Source organism: Micromonospora sp. WMMA1947, assembly GCF_027497355.1.
In the GTDB taxonomy this organism is placed as follows: Bacteria; Actinomycetota; Actinomycetes; order Mycobacteriales; family Micromonosporaceae; genus Micromonospora.
Genome location: NZ_CP114909.1, coordinates 408,853 through 425,871, shown reverse-complemented (window position 1 = coordinate 425,871; position 17,019 = coordinate 408,853). Strand labels below are relative to the sequence as shown.

Here is a 17,019-nt window from a genome sequence, read left to right as displayed (position 1 = left end):
CCCTGATGGAGCGGGGAAGCCACGTGGGGCGATGCGGGACATGACGGGAGCGGAGTCGACGGCCGCTGCCCCCGTACCCCTGCTCAACGCGGCGAACGTGCTCACCGGCGCGCGCCTGATGCTGGTGCCGGTCTTCGCGGCCACCGTGATCGCCTCCGGCATGAGCCACGCGGGCTGGCAGATGGCGGCCTGCCTGATCTTCGCGGTGGCCTCCGCGACCGACCTGGTCGACGGCTGGATCGCCCGCCGGTACGAACTGGTCACCTCGCTGGGCAAGGTCGCCGACCCGATCGCCGACAAGGCGCTCACCGGCGCCGCCCTGGTGCTGCTCTCCGTCTACGACCGGCTGCCCTGGTGGGTGACGGTGGTCATCCTGGCCCGTGAGCTGGGCATCACCGCGCTGCGCTTCTGGGTGATCCGGCACGGCGTGATCGCGGCCAGCCGGGGCGGCAAGGTCAAGACGGCGCTGCAGATCCTGGCGATCACCTGGTACCTCTGGCCGATGCCGGCGGCGCTCGCCGCGGTCGGGCCGTGGATCATGGGGGCGGCCGTGGTGGTCACCGTGGTCACCGGGTTCGACTACATCGCCCAGGCGTTGCGGCTGCGGCGCCCGGCCCGTTGAGCCGGTCGGCGGATCCGGCGATCCGGGCGGCCGACGAGTAAGCCGGCGTGGTGCGGGAAATGGGGGCGGGCATGGACACCGACGCGAGAAACCAGCGGCCCGCCGGCAGCCCGGCGGCCGCCGTGGTGCACCGGCTGCACGAATGCGGCGAGACGCTGGCCACCGTCGAGTCGCTGACCGGCGGACTGCTCGCCGCCGCGATCGTGGAGATCGCCGGGGTCAGCTCCATCTACCGGGGCGGCATGGTGGTCTACGCCACCGAACTCAAGGCGACGCTCGCCGGCGTACCGGAGGATCTGCTGGCCGACCGCGGCCCGGTCGATCCGGACGTGGCGGCCGCGCTGGCCGAGGGCGGACGGGAGCGCTGCGGCGCCGACTGGGGCCTCGCCACCACCGGCGTGGCCGGGCCGGAGCCGCAGGACGACAAGCCTGTCGGCCTGGTCTACGTGGCGGTCGCCGGACCGGACGGCACACAGGTACGCCGGCTCGACCTCGGCGGCGGACGCGACCACATCCGCGCGGCCGCGGTGATCGAGGCGCTGCGCCTGCTCGCCGACCGCATCCAGCTCCCCGAGGACGCCGACGCCGCCGAGGCGGCCGGGACCGGCCGCCGGTGAGCCGGTCCGGCGTCGACGCGCCCGGCGGACGGTCGCTCCGTCCGGATTTTCGAAAGGCGGGGTGGGATGTCGTCGTGGCGGCCAACGGGTACGGTTGCGGGAAGGCTCCGGCGGTCGCCGTCGGCGCCGGGAGCGGTCCGCCGCGTCCGGCGCGACGCGATATCGGCCGGGGATGGTGTTCCCGTTCAGGGGGAGGTGCGATGGTCCTGCTACGCCGGGTGATCGGTGACGCGCTGCGAGCACGCAGGCAAGGGCAGCACCGCACCCTCCGCGAGGTCTCCTCCGCCGCCAACGTCAGCCTGGGCTACCTCTCCGAGATCGAACGCGGCCAGAAGGAACCCTCGAGCGAACTGCTGGCAGCGATCTGCGACGCGCTCGGCGCCCGCCTGTCCGAGCTGCTCCGCGAGGTGAGCGACACCGTCGCCCTGGCCGAGCAGATGCCCGGCGTGCTGGTTCCGGTGGCCGACGAGCGGGTCGAGCCGGCCGCGGTGGCCCCCGCCGCCGTGCGCAAGGCCACCAACCGCGGTGTCCGGCAGGTCACCTCCGACGGCGGTGTCGCCGTCCAGGTCCGGCAGGACTCGCCGCTCAAGGCCACGCTGCGCAGCACCCGGGTACGCCCCGCCGAGCGGGACGTGGTCTGCGCCGCCTGACCCGGCCCGTCGCGGCGTGGGCGGTGCTGGCGTTCGCGTCGTACTGTTGATCAGGAGCGTACGGGTGCCGGAGTGGCGTCCGGCTGGGACGATGTAGACGCGACGCTACTGAGGGGACGAGGCGGAGATGGCGAACCCGTTCGTCAAGGGTTGGAAGTACCTGATGGCGCTCTTCGGGGCGAAGATCGACGAGCACGCCGATCCGAAGGTGCAGATCCAGCAGGCCGTCGAGGAGGCACAGCGCCAGCACCAGGCGTTGGTGCAGCAGGCGGCCGCGGTGATCGGCAATCAGCGCCAGCTGGAGATGAAGCTGTCCCGGCAGATGACCGAGGTGGAACAGCTCCAGGGCAACGCGCGGCAGGCGCTCGCGGTGGCCGACCAGGCCCGGGGCAAGGGCGACGAGGCCGAGGCCGGGCGCTACGAGCAGACCGCCCAGATGCTGGCCACCCAGCTGGTCTCCGCCGAGCAGGCGCTGGAAGACCTCAAGACACTGCACGACCAGGCGCTCGGCGCGGCCGCACAGGCCCGCAAGGCGGTCGAGAACAACTCGATGATCCTCCAGCAGAAGCTGGCCGAGCGCACCAAGCTGCTCAGCCAGCTGGAGCAGGCCAAGATGCAGGAGAGCGTGGCCCGCTCGCTGGAGTCGATGTCGTCGCTCACCGCGCCCGCCAACACCCCCTCGCTGGACGAGGTACGCGACCGGATCGAACGCCGCTACGCCACCGCCATGGGCCGGGCCGAGCTGGCCGGCAACTCGGTCGAGGGCCGGATGCTGGAGATCCAGAAGGCCACGCTCGACTCGGCCGGATCGGCGAGACTGGAACAGATCCGGTCGAGCATGGCCGGCGAGCAGCTCGGCAGCCGGTCCGAGACCCCCGCCGTGGGGCAGCCGGCCGACCCGGCCGCCGCCGCCCGGCTCGACGAGATCCGGGCCAGCATGAGCCGGGAGCGCGGCACCGGGGAGACCACTACCGGCTGACGGAGGGGCGGACACGATGGCGGACGAACGGGCCCGGCACTTCCGGAGGCTGCGCAGGCTGCGTAACTCGGCGCGGCGCTGGAGCGTCCTGGCCGGAGGGCTCGGCGGCGCCGCCGCGGTGCTCACCCCGTACGCCGGACTGGGTCTGGCGGACGCGGCCTGGGCCGGCGCCGCGGGCAGCGCGATCGCGGTGGCCGCCTGGCGCTGGGTCGACCACCGGGCGCTGGCCGCCGTGCCGCCACCGCCCGCGCTGGACCCGGCCGAAGCCGCCGCCCGCTCCCGCGCCCGGCTGGTCGCCGCCGTCGAGCGGCTGCCCGTCGGGCCGGGCGTCGTGGCCGAGGTACGCCGGGTCCGTTCCCGCCTCGCGCTGCGCGGCACCGCCGCGGCCGAGCCGTGGGCCCGGCTGGACCGGGCCGCGCTCACCCTGGCCGGGTTGGCCGGACGGCTGACCGGGCTGGCCGAGCCGGCGGTCCGGGAGGCGGCCGAGGCCGACCGGTCCCTGCGGGAGCTGGCGACCCGGGTGGCGAGCGTGGAACGTGCGGCGAAGCTGACCCCGCAGAGCACCCTGAACGAGGTGCACGCGACGCTGGTGGCGCAGTTGGAGGACGGGGTGGCCGCGTACGAGCGGTTGGTGGTGGCCGCCGCCGGCTACGTGGCCGAGGACGCGCGCCCCAACACCGAGCACCCGTCCGCCGCGCGCCTGACCGAGGCCACCGACCTGCTGCACGGCGTGGCCTCCGCCCTGGCCGAACTCCGCACCCCCCTCCGAGCCCCCTGACAGTCCCCTCGGCGGCTCCCCGCCCGGCTGCGGCTGCGCCTTCCCCGTTGATCAAGGAGTTAGTGTCCTCCCGCCGACCAAATCCGGACACGAACCCCTTGATCACCGCCCCGGGCGCCCCGGACCGGCCCCTGACACGCACGATCATGAGGTTGACGGCATTTTGGATCCCCATTTCTGCCGCCAACCTCATGATCAACGGGGTTCCCCGCACGGGGCGGTGGCGCTGGCGCCCGGCGTCCTGCCCTCGCGCGCCCCTGGGCCCCGCACCCGCGCGGTCTCTCCGCTATCTGCGCCCTGTGCGCTCTCTGCCGCGCGGTGATCAAGGGGTTTGTGTCCTCCGGTGAGCCCGATCTGGACACAAACTCCTTGATCACCGGGGCCGGGGCCAGGGCGAGGGTCGGGCCAGGGCGAGGGCGAGCGGCCCTCGCCCCGGTGATCATGAAGTTGGCGGGGGTGTTGATCTTCGAATCTGCCGTCAACTTCATGATCGACCCGGACGAGGGCGGTCAGGTGGGGGTGGTTTTCTGGGCTGGGGGAGTCCAGGGGGAGGTGCCTACGACGTTTGTGGCTCTGACCCGGTAGTGGTAGGTCACACCGCGGGCCAGACCCGTGTTGGTGAAGCCGCGGCCGGTCACGTGGAACGTCGCCGGCTCGCGCGTGAAGGCGGCGTCGGTGGCGCGCTGCACGACGAACCCGGCACCCGGCCCGGCCGGGGTCGGCGCCGACCAGCTCACCGTCACGGTGGCGGTGTCCGGCCCGGACACGCCGGCGGTGACGCTCAATCCGGTCGGTGCGACCGGGCGGGCCGGGGTGGTCACGGTGGCCACAGTCGACCAGGGTGAGGCGGCGCCCAGGTACGTCGTGCGTACCCGGTAGTAGTACGTGGTGTCCGGCGCGACCGCCGGGTCCACGTGGGACTCGCCCACGGCGATGGCCGTGGTGCCCGGCCCGCTGGTGAACGTCGGGTTGGTGGCCCGCTGCACGTCCACTCCGGTGGCGAAGGAGTGGTTGGCCCAGCGCAGCGCCACCCGCAGCGGCCCGGTCGGCGGCAGCACCGCTGTCACCCGGGTCGGCGCGGCCAGGTGCACCGCCGCCGGTACGGCGTTGGACCAGGACGAGCAGCTCACCGCGTTCTCGGCGCGGATCCGGTAGTGGTAGGTGACGCCGGGGGTGACGGTGGCGTCGGTGTACCGGGTGGCGGTGGCGGCCACCGTGATCTCGGTCAGCCCGGTGGTGAAGGTGCTGTCGGTGGCGCGTTGCAGCCGGTGGCTGGTGGGTACGGGCCGGCTGCCGTTGCCGGTCCAGGTCAGCGCGATGGCGGGGAGCGCGGTGGCGCTGCCGGGCGCCGGGGTGGCGGTGAGCCCGGTCGGCGCCTTGGGTGCCACGCGCACCACCAGCGGGCGGCTCATGCCCTGGTCGCGCAGTCCGGCCGAGCGGGTCTGCCAGCGGTACTCCCAGCCGAGGTTGACCAGCTGGTTCACCACGATCGCGGGGCGGCCGTCGACGGGGCTGACCGGGCCGGCGTCCAGGCGCGCGCCGGGCGGGCGGGTCGGGTCGAGCAGCCGTACGCTGTCGCCGATCTTGAACGGCAGGGCGGGCGGTACGGGACGCAGCGCCACCACGACGTCCTCCCGGGGGTTGACCCGGACGGTGTCCTTCCAGCCCAACTCGCCCGGGTCCGGCGGGCGGACCGTGCCGTCCCAGCCGACCCGGTTGACCAACTGCACGTCGCAGCCCTCGATGTGCACCGGGTGGGTACGGGGGGCGTCGCCGACGATCCGCCAGAGCTGCGTGCCGTCGCCGGGGGCGCCGACCGCCAGGGCCGGATCGGTGGCGTGCAGCACCTCGGTGGCCGGGTCGGCCGGCCCCAGCGGCAGCGTGGCCGGGGTGAGCGGCGCGCTGACCGGGTGGCCGACGCCGAGCCGTCCCACCGCGCGGCCGTGCCGCGGCTCGAACACCTGCCCGACGGACTTGACCGCCAGCGGCAAGGTGACCGGGGCGGTCGCGCCCGCCGGGGTGAACGTGACCGAGGTGGCCCGCGCGGGAACGAGCGTCGGGTGCGGGGTGGAGGTGCCGATCGCGGCGTCGTACGCCGGGTGCGGCACGATCGGCGGCGGCTGGCTGCGGGCGTACGCCCCGGGTAGCCGCTCGGCGAGCCGTCGCGTGTCGTACGGCTGGGCCGGGGTGCCGGTCACCCGGATCTGGAGCAGCGTGCGCGTGTTCGGGCCGTACCCGGGGCAGGTCGGCGGCAGGCCACCGGCGGCGGTCCGGTCGGGCGCGCCGGTGTGGTGGTCGTGGCGCGGATCGAACCGGGGCAGCGGCGCGGGGCAGTCGTTGTAGAGGATGAGCGTGCTGCCCGGCGGCACCGTGGAGAAGTCCACCACCACGTCGGCCCGTTCGCCGGGGGCGAGCAGCAGCGCGTGCCCGTCCACGTTGAGCACGGTCGGGTCCTGCCTGTCGTACCGGTAGTCGACCGGCCGGTTCGTCAGCACCACGGGGGCGGGGAGCAGGCCGCCCTCGTTGCCGATCTGGATCATCTCGGGCCCGGCGGCGGCCGGGTCGGGTACGCCTCCGTCGCGTCCGTCCGCCGGCCAGTACGCGGGCCGTCCCGGCGCGCGGACCGCCTCGACCATCGGCACCTCACCGGCGTCCGGGTCGGCGGGACTGCCGTCCTCGGCCCACATCGGCGCGTCCGAGGCGGCCCGGTAGAGCTGGAGGTTGAGCGCGCGGTCCGCGCAGGCGTTGAGGATCCGGAACCGGTACGCCCGCGGCGCGACCTCCAGGTACGGGTAGGCCACGCCGTTGACGAGCGGGGTGTCGCCGTACGCGTCGGGGACCGCCGACGGGTGCGGCACGCCCGGCACCAGCGGCGGCTCGTCCGGGTCGGTGTCGGGGTCGTGGTGCGGGTTCGGCACCGGGGCGACCCACGGGCTGGCGCCGCCGTCCGGGTCGTGGGTCCACGGCCCGTAGTCCCAGCGGCCGGTCGGGTTGGTGCCGGTGAGCCGGTACGGGTTCTGCCGGGGCTGGTAGACGTGCGGGTGCCAGAGGCTGCCCTTGGCGCCCCAGCGGTCCCGGTCCCAGGTGGGGTCCTGGGCGGCGAGCTGCGCGTCGTCGGGCACGAACGTCTTGTCCTCGATCACCAGCGGGAACTGGTCGGCGGGCAGCACGCCGTCGTCGACGAGCCGTTCCTCGGCCGGGTCGGTGAGCAGGTAGAGCGCGATCTGGCCGGAGTAGACGGTGAGCCGGGACAGGCCGAGCGTGTTGTCGTGCAGCCACATGAGGCGGCCGCTCTGGTCGTTCGGGAAGTACAGCGTGGTGGCGCCCGCGCCGGGCGGCGGCATGTCCGGTACCGGCGTCACACAGGCACCCGCCGGGTACGGCGTGATCTCCCCGGCCGGGGTGATCCACTGCCACGGGTTGCCGGCGCTGATCCACCCGGTCTGCGCGCCGGACAGGTGCGGCACGGCCCGGTTCTGCGGGTACGGCGCGGGGCCGTCGAGCGGCCCGGCACCCGCGCCGTCGACCGTCTCGTCGACAGGTAGGAACAGCTCGCCCGCTCGCCCGGTGGGGAGCTGGTTGATGAACTTGATCCGGACCGGGCGGCCCCGCCGGGCCACGATCATCGGGCCGAGGTGCCAGGGGCGGTCGGGTGGGCTGACCGTGTTGTGGCCGGAGGCGTCGGTGCCCAGGTTGAGCTGCCGGTAGCCGCGTAGCCGGGTGGCGGGCAGGTCGCGGTGCAGGCGCTGCGCGTACTCCTGGAGGCCGATCTCGTAGTAGTCGCAGCCCGGCCAGGTGATGGTGTCCGGGACTGCGACCGGCAGGCGGGCGCCGAGCCCGGCGCTGGCCGGCTGCCCGGGCAGCGGCAGCGGGTCGACGAACTTGCGGATGCCGGTGCCGGGTACCGGGTGGCCGTCCGGGTCGAGCGTGGGCAGCGGGCTGGCGGCGGTGTTCGGCACCGGGCCGAACAGGCGCGGGACGGCGGTCGGGTCCAGGCTCGCAGGCGCCGGACCTTGCTCGTCGTCGCCGTCCCGGGCGGCCGGAACGGCGGGCGCGACGGAACCGGCCGGCGTCGGGTCGCCGGTGGGCGCGGTCTCGACGGCGACGACGGCGGCGCGGTCCGGGCGTCCGGGCCGGCTGCGGCGGAACAGCACCATGGCTCTCCCCGGGGTCGGGGCGCGCCGGCCGACACCCCGGCGTGGCGGGCGTACGCGCTGCTGACGATCCGTGAGCGGTCCACCGCAGCATGCGACGTCACAGGGGTGAGGCGGAAGTACCCAATCGTCCCTATCTCGGCCGATCTTGGGCGTTTCGTGGAAGTTCCACGCCGGGCTGGCAGGCGGGGCACCAGTAGGTGACCCGTTCACCCAGTTCCTCCTTGCGGATGGCGGTCCCGCAGCGGCGGCACGGCTGGGCCCGGCGGCCGTAGACGTAGGTCGTCCCGCCCCGGTGCAGCACCCCCGTGGTGCTCTGCGTCCAGCGGCCCCGGTTGGCCGCGAGCAGCCGCTGGGCCAGCGCGACGGTGCCTGGTAGGTCCGGCACCGCACCGACCGGCGTCCACGGCGACACGCCGCGCAGGAACAGCACCTCGCACTTGTAGAGGTTGCCCACCCCGGCCAGGTTGCGCTGGTCGAGCAACGCCTCGCCGATGGTGCGCTCCGGGTCGGCGGCGAGCCGGCGGACCGCCTCGTCCGCGTCCCAGTCCGGGCCGAGCAGGTCGGGGCCGAGGTGGCCGACGAGCGACTCCTCCTCGGCGGTCGGCACCAGCGCCAGCTCGTGCAGGTGGTAGCCGACAGCGACCGCGGCAGGGGAGCGCAGCACCACCCGGATCAGGTGCGCCGGCCGTCCGCTCCAGCGCTCACCCGGGGCGTACGCCCGCCAGGCGCCGTCCATCCGCAGGTGCGAGTGCAGCGTCCACCGGCCGGCGTCGGTGCCGGTCAGGCGCAGCAGCAGGTGCTTGCCGCGGCTCGCCGACTCGCGCACGGTCCAGCCGGTCAGGTCGGTGGTGGCGAGCTGCGGCACGCGGAAGTCGGACCCGGTGAGCCGGGCCCCGGCCAGCGCGCGTTGCAGGACGCGCGCGGTGTTCCAGACGGTGTCGCCTTCGGGCACCCGGCCATTGTCCCCCGGCCGAGCAGAATTCGCATGTGTCGCTATTTGTACTGAGGTTCCACTTGATCTGCGGAAACGCCACGATCAGGGGGTTCTGAGGAGATGCCAATGGCACATACACGACGTCGTACCGTCGTCGCCCTGACCGCCCTGCTCACCGTGGCCGCCGGACTGCCCGGCACGCCCGCGCCGGCCGCGCCCCCACCCGCCGTACCGTCCCGCGCCACCGCGCCCGGCCCCGAACGCTGGTCCGTCGACCTCGCCGTCGCCGGCGGCGACGACGTCAACGTCGCCTGGCGGTCCGGCCGCCTGCGCCTGGCCGACCCCCGTCCCACCGCCCGCACCCGCCCGGCCGCCGTCGGCGGACCCGTCGCCGAGGGCATCCTGCTCTCCGCGCCGCGCACCCTCGACCGACCCGCGACCCGGGTACGCGCACAGTTCGCCGCTCGCACGGGCGACGGGGGTACGGCGGTGGCCCAGGTACGCGGCTGGCGTGGCCGCGGCTGGACCGAGTGGCGTGACGCCACCGAGGCGGTCTTCGACGCACCGGTCAGCCGGGTGCAGGCACGCGTCGTGCTGACCACCAGCGGCGCCGCCTCGGAGGCCACCGTCACCGGCCTGACCCTGGCCGCCGACCGGGTCGCCACCACAGCGGTCCAGCCGGCCGCCGCCCTCACGTACCGGGTGTACGCGACACGGATCGGCCTGGTCGGCGGCACCACCGCCAACGGGCACACGGTGCGCACCCGGGACCACTTCGCGGCGCTGCCCACCCGGCGCGGCCTGTCGCCGCGCAACACCGGCGACTACACGGTCAAGGTCTGCACGACGAGCGGCAGCCGCTGCGAGTACGCCCCGGTCTGGGACGTCGGCCCGTGGAACACCCGCGACGACTGGTGGAACCCGGCGTCGGTCAGGGAGAACTGGAAGGACCTGCCGCGCGGCTTGCCGGAGGCGCAGGCGGCGTACCAGAACGGCTACAACGGCGGGCGCGACCAGTTCGGCCGTACCGTGCGCAACCCGGCCGGGCTGGACCTGGCCGACGGGACGTTCTGGGACGGGCTGCGGCTCACCGACAACGCGTGGGTGGACGTGACACTGTTGTGGACCGGTGGCGGGGCGCGGGCCGTGGTCGGCTCCGGGCCGTTGAACCTGCGCGCCGGGGCGGGCACCTCGTACGCGAGCCGGGGGCTGGCCGCCACGTACGCCCACGTGCCGGTGCAGTGCTACGTGACCGGGCAGCGGATCGCCGGCACGTACCGCACCACGACGAGGTGGTACCGCCTGGTCGGCGGCAACTACGTCAGCCACGCGTACCTGTCGTCGATCTACGGCGGCACCGTCCCCCGCTGCTGACCCCTCGCCCTCCCGCGCCGACCCCCGACCCTGCCCCCGTTGATCTTGCAGTTTCGGCCCTTCCCGTGAGGCATTTATCCCTTGTGTCGGGGCAGAAACTGCAAGATCGCGGGGGCGGGGCGGGGCGGGGCGGGGCGGGGCGGGGCGGGGCGGGCGGGGGTGGGGGTGGGGTGCGGGTTAGGGGGTGGTGAGGGTGATGAGGGTGCCTGGGGTGGTGCGTAGGGTGTCGGCGGCTCGGCCGGTGTTCACCGCTATGGCGACCAGGCCGGCCGAGTCGACGTAGACCACCAGGGTGCCGGGTTCGGCGTCGCCGAACGTGCGGCCGTGGACCGCTTCGTGCCCGTTCACCAGGACCCGGGACGGCAGGCCGTCGAGCAGCGCGCCCGGCGCGGCGAGCTGGACGTTGCCGAAGTGGTCGACGGTCAGCACCTCGGCGGTGAGGCCGCCGGGCTCGGCGCGTACCACCGGCTCCGGCAGCCGGACCAGCATGCCCGGGTCCACCGCCGGTCCCGCCTCGGCCAGTGGTGCGCCGAGTGCCAGCCGGGCGGCCACCGGCGCGAACACGTCCCGCCCGTGGAACGTGCGGGAGACGACCGGGCCGAGCCAGTCCGGGTTGGTCAGCTCCACCGCGTCGGTCACCCCGCCGAGCGCCTCAGCGGCCGGGATCAGCAGCCCGTTGTCCGGCCCCACGAGCAGTCCGCCGGGCGCGGCGAGCGCGATCCCGCGCCGCGTCGTGCCGACACCCGGGTCGACCACCGCCACGTGCACGCCCCACGGCAGGCACGGCACTGTCTGCGCGAGCACCGCCGCGCCCCGGCGGACGTCGGCCGGTGGGATCAGGTGCGTCACGTCGATCACCCGGACGGCCGGGGCGAGCCGGGCCAGCACTCCGTGGCACGCCGCCACGAACCCGTCGGAGAGCCCGTAGTCGGTGGTCAGCGAGACACAGGGCGGACCGCCGGCCGCCGGCCGCGTGCCGTCCGGTGTCGTGCGGCCCCGGTCGGCGGCGGCCGGGGCGCGTTCGTCCGGGCCGCTCATCGCTGGTCCGCCACCCTCAGGTGCCGGGCCAGGCGCAGCTCGTCGTGCAGCGGGATCCCGTCCGCACCGATCTGCGGGATGGTCGGCTTGACCGCGCGGGCCCGGTCCACGGCGCCCGCGTCCACCGCGACGATGCGCAGCCCTCGGCGCTGGTAGAAGCGCAGCGCGCCCAGGTTGTCGTTGGTGGTGACCAGCCAGATCCGGTCCGCCCCGGCCGCCCGGGCCGCCTCGTCGGCGGCGGCCAGCAGGGCGGTGCCGGCGCCGTTGCCCGGTGCCGACGCGGCCAGGCTCACCACCTCCAGCCCGTCGGCGTCGACCCGGTACGCCAGCGCCCCGGCGAACCCGCCGCTGTCGTCGACCGCCACCAGCGCGGGCAGGTCACGCAGGTCGTAGCGGGTGTCGTGGACCACCACGATCGGGCCGCCCCACTCCCGTTCGTGCAGCGCCGTCAGCGCGTCGCGGTCGTCGTCGCGCGCCTGCCGTACCCGGATCGAGGCCACCGGCACACCCTACGTTCCCGCTCCCCGGCACTCCGGGCGGTCAGCCGCGCAGGCGCAGGCCACGCGGGGTGGCGCGGAACCCGGCGGCGGTGAGCGCGTCACGCAGCGGGGACGCGTGCACGGCCTCGCCGTCGGCGCGTTCCACCGAGATCGCGCCGAGCGCACCGGAGTGCACCGCGTCGGCGAGTGCCTTGCCGGCCGCGCCGAGCGTGTCGGTGTCGTCGGTGAAGGACAGGATCGTCCGGCCGCCCCGCTCGACGTAGAGCACGAGGTCGCCGCCGACGAGCACGACCAGGGCGCCCGCCTTGCGCCCGGCCCGGTGCCCGGTGGCCGGTGCCGCGCCGTCGCCCGAGTCGACCACGCGTTCCGGCCAGGGCAGCGCGGCGCCGTACGGGTTCGCCGGATCGGTGGCCGCGAGCACCACCGTCGGCCCGCCCCGGCTCTGGGACTCGTCAGCGAGCGCGCGGATGCGGTCCACCGCGCCCGGCACCGCGAACTGCGCCGCGCCGAGCCCTTCGACGAAGTAGCCGCGCCGGGCCGCCCCGCGTTCCTCCATCGCGGACAGCACCGGGTAGACCCCGGCGAAACCGCCGGTGACCTGCTCGGCCACGACCGCGCCCCGGGTCACCACGCCGTGCCGTTCCAGCAGCAGGTCGGCCAGGGTGGTGGCCCGGCGGGTGGGGTCGATGTCGCGTTCGGGCAACCGCGACCAGCGACCGGCCATGGTGGGCGGACCACCCCGGCTGGGCAGCGCCACCCGGCCCGGACGGCGGTAGCGGGTGCGCGGCGCCGACGGCCGGGACCGGTGCGCCCCGCCCGCGCCGAGCGCGGCCCGCAGCGGGGCGAGCGTGTCGTTGGTGAGGTGACCGGCCCACACCAGATCCCACACCGCGCCCCCCAGCGCGGCGTCGTCGGTGGCGCCGACCCGGTCGGAGAGCGAGCGGAAGAACAGCGCCTGCCCGTCCGCGAGCGCGTCGAGCACCGACTCGTGCAGCGGGGTCAGCGTCAGTGCCTCGTCCGGCGGCGGAAGCAGCAGCGGCGCGACGTCGGCGTACGCGAGGGTCACCCACCCGTCGCCGCCGGAGATCGCGCCCGCGCCGGCCCACACCACCTCGCCGCTGGCGCACAGCTCGTCGAGCTGGGCGGGGGAGTAGTCGGCGACCCGGGCGGGCAGCACCAGACGTTCCAGCGCGGACGCCGGCACGCTGGTGCCCTGCAACTGCTCGACGGCGGCGGCGACGGCCTCGACGCCCCGGGCCGACGAGCCGACGTGCTGCCAGCGGGGCAGGAACGTGGCGAGCGCGCGCGGCGGCACCGGCTCGATCTCGCGCCGCAGGGCCGCCAGGGAGCGGCGGCGCAGCAGGCGCAGCACCTCGGCGTCGCACCACTGGGTGCCCACGCTGTCCGGCGCGAACTCGCCGGAGACCACACGCCCGGTGGCGGCGAGCCGCCGCAGCGCCTGCTCGACCACGAACACGCCCAGCCCGAACCGGGCCGCGCAGGTGGCCGCCGCGAACGGGCCGTGCGTGCGGGCGTACCGGGCGACCAGGTCGGTGAGCGGATCGGCCACCGGCGCGAGGTACGCCTCCGCGACCCCGACGGGCAGCGCCACGCCGAGCGCGTCGCGCAGCCGGGCGGCGTCCTCGACGACCACCCAGCGGTCCTCGCTGGCGATGCGGACCCGCAGGACCCGCCGGGCCGCCGCCAGCTCGCCGGCCCAGGATTCCGGCACGCCCCGCTCGGCCAGCTCGGCGCCGCTCAGGTCACCGACCACGCGCAGCAGCTCGACCACGTCCTCCGGGTCGCGGGGCCGCCGCTGATCGGTGAGCCAGCGCAGTTGGCGTGCGGTTTCGGCGAGCACCTCCGGGTCGAGCAGTTCCCGCAGGTCGACCCGGCCGAGCAGTTCGCCGAGCAGGCCGGAGTCGAGCGCCAGCGCGGCGGCCCGCCGCTCGGCCAGTGGGGCGTCGCCCTCGTAGAGGAACGCGCCGACGTACCCGAACAGCAGCGACCTGGCGAACGGCGACGGGCGCTCGGACTCCACCTCGACCAGGCGTACCTTGCGGGCGGCCAGGTCGCGCATCAACCCGGCCAGCGCGGGCTGGTCGAAGACGTCCTGGAGGCACTCGCGGGCGGCCTCCAGCGTGACCGGGAAGTCGGCGTACTCGCGGGCCACGTCGAGCAGCTGCGCGGCGCGCTGGCGTTGCTGCCACAGCGGCTGCCGCCGCCTGGGGTCACGCCGGGGCAGCAGCAGCGACCGGGCCGCGCACTCCCGGAACCGGGACGCGAACAGCGCGGACGTGCCCACCGACTCCTCGACGAGCTGGGCGATCTCGTCCGGCTCGAAGACCACCACGTCGGCGCCGGGCGGCGTGTCGGCGGTGTCCGGCAGGCGCACGACGATGCCGTCGTCGGAGGGCATGACCTGCGCGTCCACGCCGTACCGCTCGGCCAGCCGGCGGCCGATGGCCAGCGCCCACGGCCCGTTGACCCGGGCGCCGAGCACCGAGTGCACGGCGAGCCGCCAGTCACCCAGCTCGTCGCGGAAGCGTTCGACCACCACCGTCCGGTCGTCCGGCAGCGACCGGGTGGCCGCCTTCTGCTCGCGCAGGTAGGTCATCAGATTGCCGGCAGCCCAGTCGTCGAGTCCGCCGGCTCGCAGCGCCGCCACCGCGTCGGTGTCGGACTGCCGCAGCAGCGCCCGGACCCGAGCGCCGATCGCCCGGCCCAGCTCGACCGGGCGGCCGAGCTGGTCGCCCTTCCAGAACGGCATCCGGGCCGCCTGCCCGGGTGCGGGGGAGACCAGCACCCGGTCGGGGGTGATCTCCTCGATCCGCCAGGACGACGAGCCGAGCAGGAACACGTCACCCACCCGGGACTCGTAGACCATCTCCTCGTCCAGCTCACCGACCCGCGCGGCCCGCTCGGCACCGGCCAGGAACACACCGAACAGGCCCCGGTCGGGGATGGTGCCGCCGCTGGTCACGGCGAGCCGCTGGGCGCCGGGCCGGCCGGTCAGGACGTCGGTGGCGCGATCCCAGACCAGCCGGGGCCGCAGCTCGGCGAACGCGGTGGACGGGTAACGGCCGGAGAGCATGTCGAGCACCGCGTGCAGCGCCGAGTCGGGCAGCTCCGCGAACGGCGCCGCGCGGCGGACCAGCACGGCGAGGTCGCCGAGCCGCCACGGCTCCAGCGCCACCATCGCGACGATCTGCTGGGCCAGCACGTCGAGCGGGTTGCGCGGGTAGTGCAGCTCCTCGATCGCCCCGGCGCCCATCCGCTCGGCCACCACCGTGCAGGAGAGCAGGTCGCCCCGGTGCTTGGGAAAGACGACGCCGCGCGAGACCGCGCCGACCTGGTGCCCGGCGCGACCCACCCGCTGCAGCCCGGCCGCCACGCTCGGCGGCGCCTCGATCTGCACCACCAGGTCGACGGCGCCCATGTCGATGCCCAGCTCCAGGCTGGACGTGGCGACCACGGCGGGCAGCCGGCCGGACTTGAGCGCCTCCTCGATCTGCTTGCGCTCCTCCCGGGAGACGCTGCCGTGGTGCGCCCGCGCGATCACCGCCGGCGCCCCGGCCGCCGAGCCGGACTGCGCCATCACCTCGGCGGGCTGCCGAGGCGCGCGCACCGGCCCCACCGGCCCGCCGAACGCCTCCGCCCCGCGCCGGGCCCGGCTGCCGTCGGCCGGCCCGCCGCCGGCCACCGGGCCGAGCCCGTCGGCGTCGTCGAGCCCGGCCTCGTCGCCGGCCGGCAGGCCGTCGGCGCCGGGCAGCAGATCGGATACGCGCACCGGCTCCCCGCCCCGGGCCACGCGACCGCCCTCCGCGGTGGACGCCGCCTCGCTCTCCTCGGCGGCCAGCTCGTTGAGGCGGGCGCAGAGCCGTTCGGCGCTGCGCCGGGAGTTGGTGAACACGATCGTGGACCGGTGCGCCCGGATCAGCGCCAACACGCGTTCCTCGACCGCCGGCCAGATCGAGGGGCGACGGGGTGCGAGGCCGCCCAGGTCGTCCTCGGGTGGCTCCTGCTCGTCGAGGCGCGTCATGTCCTCCACCGGAACCTGGACGCTGACCTCGATGGTCTTGTTCGACGGTGGCTGCACCACGTCGACCGGGCGGGCGCCGCCGAGGAAGCGGGCGCACACGTCGATCGGCCGGACGGTGGCGGACAGCCCGATCCTCTGGGCGGGCCGCTCCAGCAGCGCGTCCAGCCGTTCCAGGGACAGCGCCAGGTGGGCGCCGCGCTTGGTGCCGGCAACCGCGTGCACCTCGTCCACGATCACCGTGTCGACGCCGCGCAACGAGTCGCGGGCGGCGGAGGTGAGCAGCAGGAACAGCGACTCGGGTGTGGTGATGAGGATGTCCGGCGGGGTGCGGGCGAAGGCCCGGCGCTCGTCGGCCGGGGTGTCGCCGGTCCGCATCCCGACGGTGATGTCCGGTGGGACCAGGCCGAGCCGGGCGGCGGCCTGCCGGATGCCGGTGAGCGGGGCGCGCAGGTTGCGTTCCACGTCGACGGCGAGCGCCTTGAGCGGGCTCACGTAGAGCACCCGGCAGCGGCGCCGGGGATCGGCCGGCGGCGGCTCCTTGGCGAGCCGGTCGAGCGACCAGAGGAACGCGGCGAGGGTCTTGCCGGAGCCGGTCGGCGCGACGACGAGCGCGTTGCGGGCGGCGGCCACCGTGCGCCAGGCGCCCTCCTGGGCCGGGGTGGGTGCGGCGAACGCCGCGGTGAACCACTCCCGGGTCGCCGCGCCGAACTCCGCCAGGACACCGCCTGACCTGCCCGACCCGCCCGACCCGTCTGGCCGGACGGACGGGGTCACCTCGTCCGCCACGCACCCATCCTGCCGCGCGGGTGTGACATCCGGGCCCGTCGCCGGACCGTTCCGTCCCGCCCGCAGCAGTCCAAGAATGGAATGGGCGATTATTCCGTTAAGTCTTACTTAACTGCTTGCTTGTGGGCTGCAACATAAAGTAACTTCACTCGCGATGCGGCGTGGGGTGGAGGCGTGGATGACCGTCGAGGACCGAGGTCTGGGCTCCGGAACCGACGTGCTCATCCGCAAGGTCGACAGTCGCCTGGCCGCGCTCCGCGCCGGGCTGCACGGTCCCGACCTTGAGCTGGCCGAGGAACTGGCCGCACGGCTGCGCGAGATGATCCTGGCGACCGCCCGGTCCAGCGCCGCCGACCGCGCCCGGGTCCGGGCCGCTGTGCACTACTTCGTCCAGCGCCGCGAGAGCCGCGACGCCCGGCTGCCGCTGCGCTCCCTGGCCGCCGCCCAGCGTGCCGTCGACCGCGCCGCCCGCCAGCTGGCCACCCCCAACCCGGCCCCCTGACCGTCCCCTCCCACCCGCTCCGCCCTCTCCCGCCACCCCG

Annotated in this window: 12 protein-coding genes; 7 read left to right on the top strand and 5 right to left on the bottom strand. The window is 75.3% G+C overall.

Annotation, left to right across the window (positions count from 1 at the left end; translation table 11 throughout):
- Positions 1-40 precede the first annotated feature (40 nt).
- The 5 genes from pgsA (at position 41) to O7604_RS01980 (ending at position 3,646) form a co-directional block, all read left to right on the top strand.
- Positions 41-622, top strand: a complete 582-nt coding sequence (gene pgsA, locus O7604_RS02000; protein WP_281578699.1) for a CDP-diacylglycerol--glycerol-3-phosphate 3-phosphatidyltransferase — start codon at positions 41-43, stop codon at positions 620-622.
- Between the two features lie 71 nt (positions 623-693).
- On the top strand, positions 694-1,239 hold the full coding sequence (locus O7604_RS01995; RefSeq protein WP_269701312.1) for a CinA family protein: 546 nt from the start codon (positions 694-696) through the stop codon (positions 1,237-1,239).
- 200 nt (positions 1,240-1,439) lie between these two features.
- Positions 1,440-1,889 carry a helix-turn-helix transcriptional regulator gene (locus O7604_RS01990; RefSeq protein WP_269701311.1) on the top strand — a complete coding sequence of 150 codons (450 nt, stop codon included), beginning with the start codon at positions 1,440-1,442 and terminating at the stop codon, positions 1,887-1,889.
- A 127-nt stretch (positions 1,890-2,016) separates the two neighbouring features.
- Entirely contained in the window at positions 2,017-2,868 is an 852-nt protein-coding gene (locus O7604_RS01985; RefSeq protein WP_269701309.1) for a PspA/IM30 family protein, read from the top strand.
- Positions 2,869-2,884: 16 nt separating this feature from the next.
- Positions 2,885-3,646 (top strand): hypothetical protein, encoded by a 762-nt coding sequence (locus tag O7604_RS01980; protein ID WP_269701308.1) that lies wholly within the window; start codon positions 2,885-2,887, stop codon positions 3,644-3,646.
- Positions 3,647-4,155: 509 nt separating this feature from the next.
- Here the strand turns inward: O7604_RS01980 and O7604_RS01975 are convergent.
- Both O7604_RS01975 and O7604_RS01970 read right to left on the bottom strand, forming a co-directional pair.
- A complete protein-coding gene (locus O7604_RS01975; protein WP_281578698.1) occupies positions 4,156-7,803 on the bottom strand; it encodes a fibronectin type III domain-containing protein in 3,648 nt (1,215 codons plus the stop codon).
- Positions 7,804-7,933: 130 nt separating this feature from the next.
- Positions 7,934-8,755 carry a DNA-formamidopyrimidine glycosylase family protein gene (locus O7604_RS01970; RefSeq protein WP_281578697.1) on the bottom strand — a complete coding sequence of 274 codons (822 nt, stop codon included), beginning with the start codon at positions 8,753-8,755 and terminating at the stop codon, positions 7,934-7,936.
- A gap of 108 nt (positions 8,756-8,863) precedes the next feature.
- Between O7604_RS01970 and O7604_RS01965 the strand changes: the two genes are divergently transcribed.
- Positions 8,864-10,111: a hypothetical protein gene (locus O7604_RS01965; protein WP_281578696.1), complete on the top strand. Its 1,248-nt coding sequence runs from the start codon at positions 8,864-8,866 to the stop codon at positions 10,109-10,111.
- A gap of 177 nt (positions 10,112-10,288) precedes the next feature.
- On the opposite strand, the gene O7604_RS01960 is transcribed toward O7604_RS01965, so the two are convergent.
- From O7604_RS01960 to O7604_RS01950, 3 genes are read right to left on the bottom strand one after another with little or no spacing between them, the layout of a single operon-like run.
- Positions 10,289-11,149 carry an SAM-dependent chlorinase/fluorinase gene (locus O7604_RS01960; RefSeq protein WP_281578695.1) on the bottom strand — a complete coding sequence of 287 codons (861 nt, stop codon included), beginning with the start codon at positions 11,147-11,149 and terminating at the stop codon, positions 10,289-10,291.
- Positions 11,146-11,649, bottom strand: coding sequence for a GNAT family N-acetyltransferase (locus O7604_RS01955; protein WP_281578694.1), 504 nt, complete (start codon positions 11,647-11,649; stop codon positions 11,146-11,148). Before O7604_RS01955 ends, O7604_RS01960 begins: the two co-directional genes overlap by 4 nt.
- Positions 11,650-11,689: 40 nt before the next feature.
- Positions 11,690-16,408, bottom strand: coding sequence for a DEAD/DEAH box helicase (locus O7604_RS01950; RefSeq protein WP_281580025.1), 4,719 nt, complete (start codon positions 16,406-16,408; stop codon positions 11,690-11,692).
- A gap of 247 nt (positions 16,409-16,655) precedes the next feature.
- On the opposite strand from O7604_RS01950, the gene O7604_RS01945 reads away from it, so the two are divergent.
- A complete protein-coding gene (locus tag O7604_RS01945; RefSeq protein ID WP_269701301.1) occupies positions 16,656-16,979 on the top strand; it encodes a hypothetical protein in 324 nt (107 codons plus the stop codon).
- Positions 16,980-17,019: the final 40 nt, after the last annotated feature.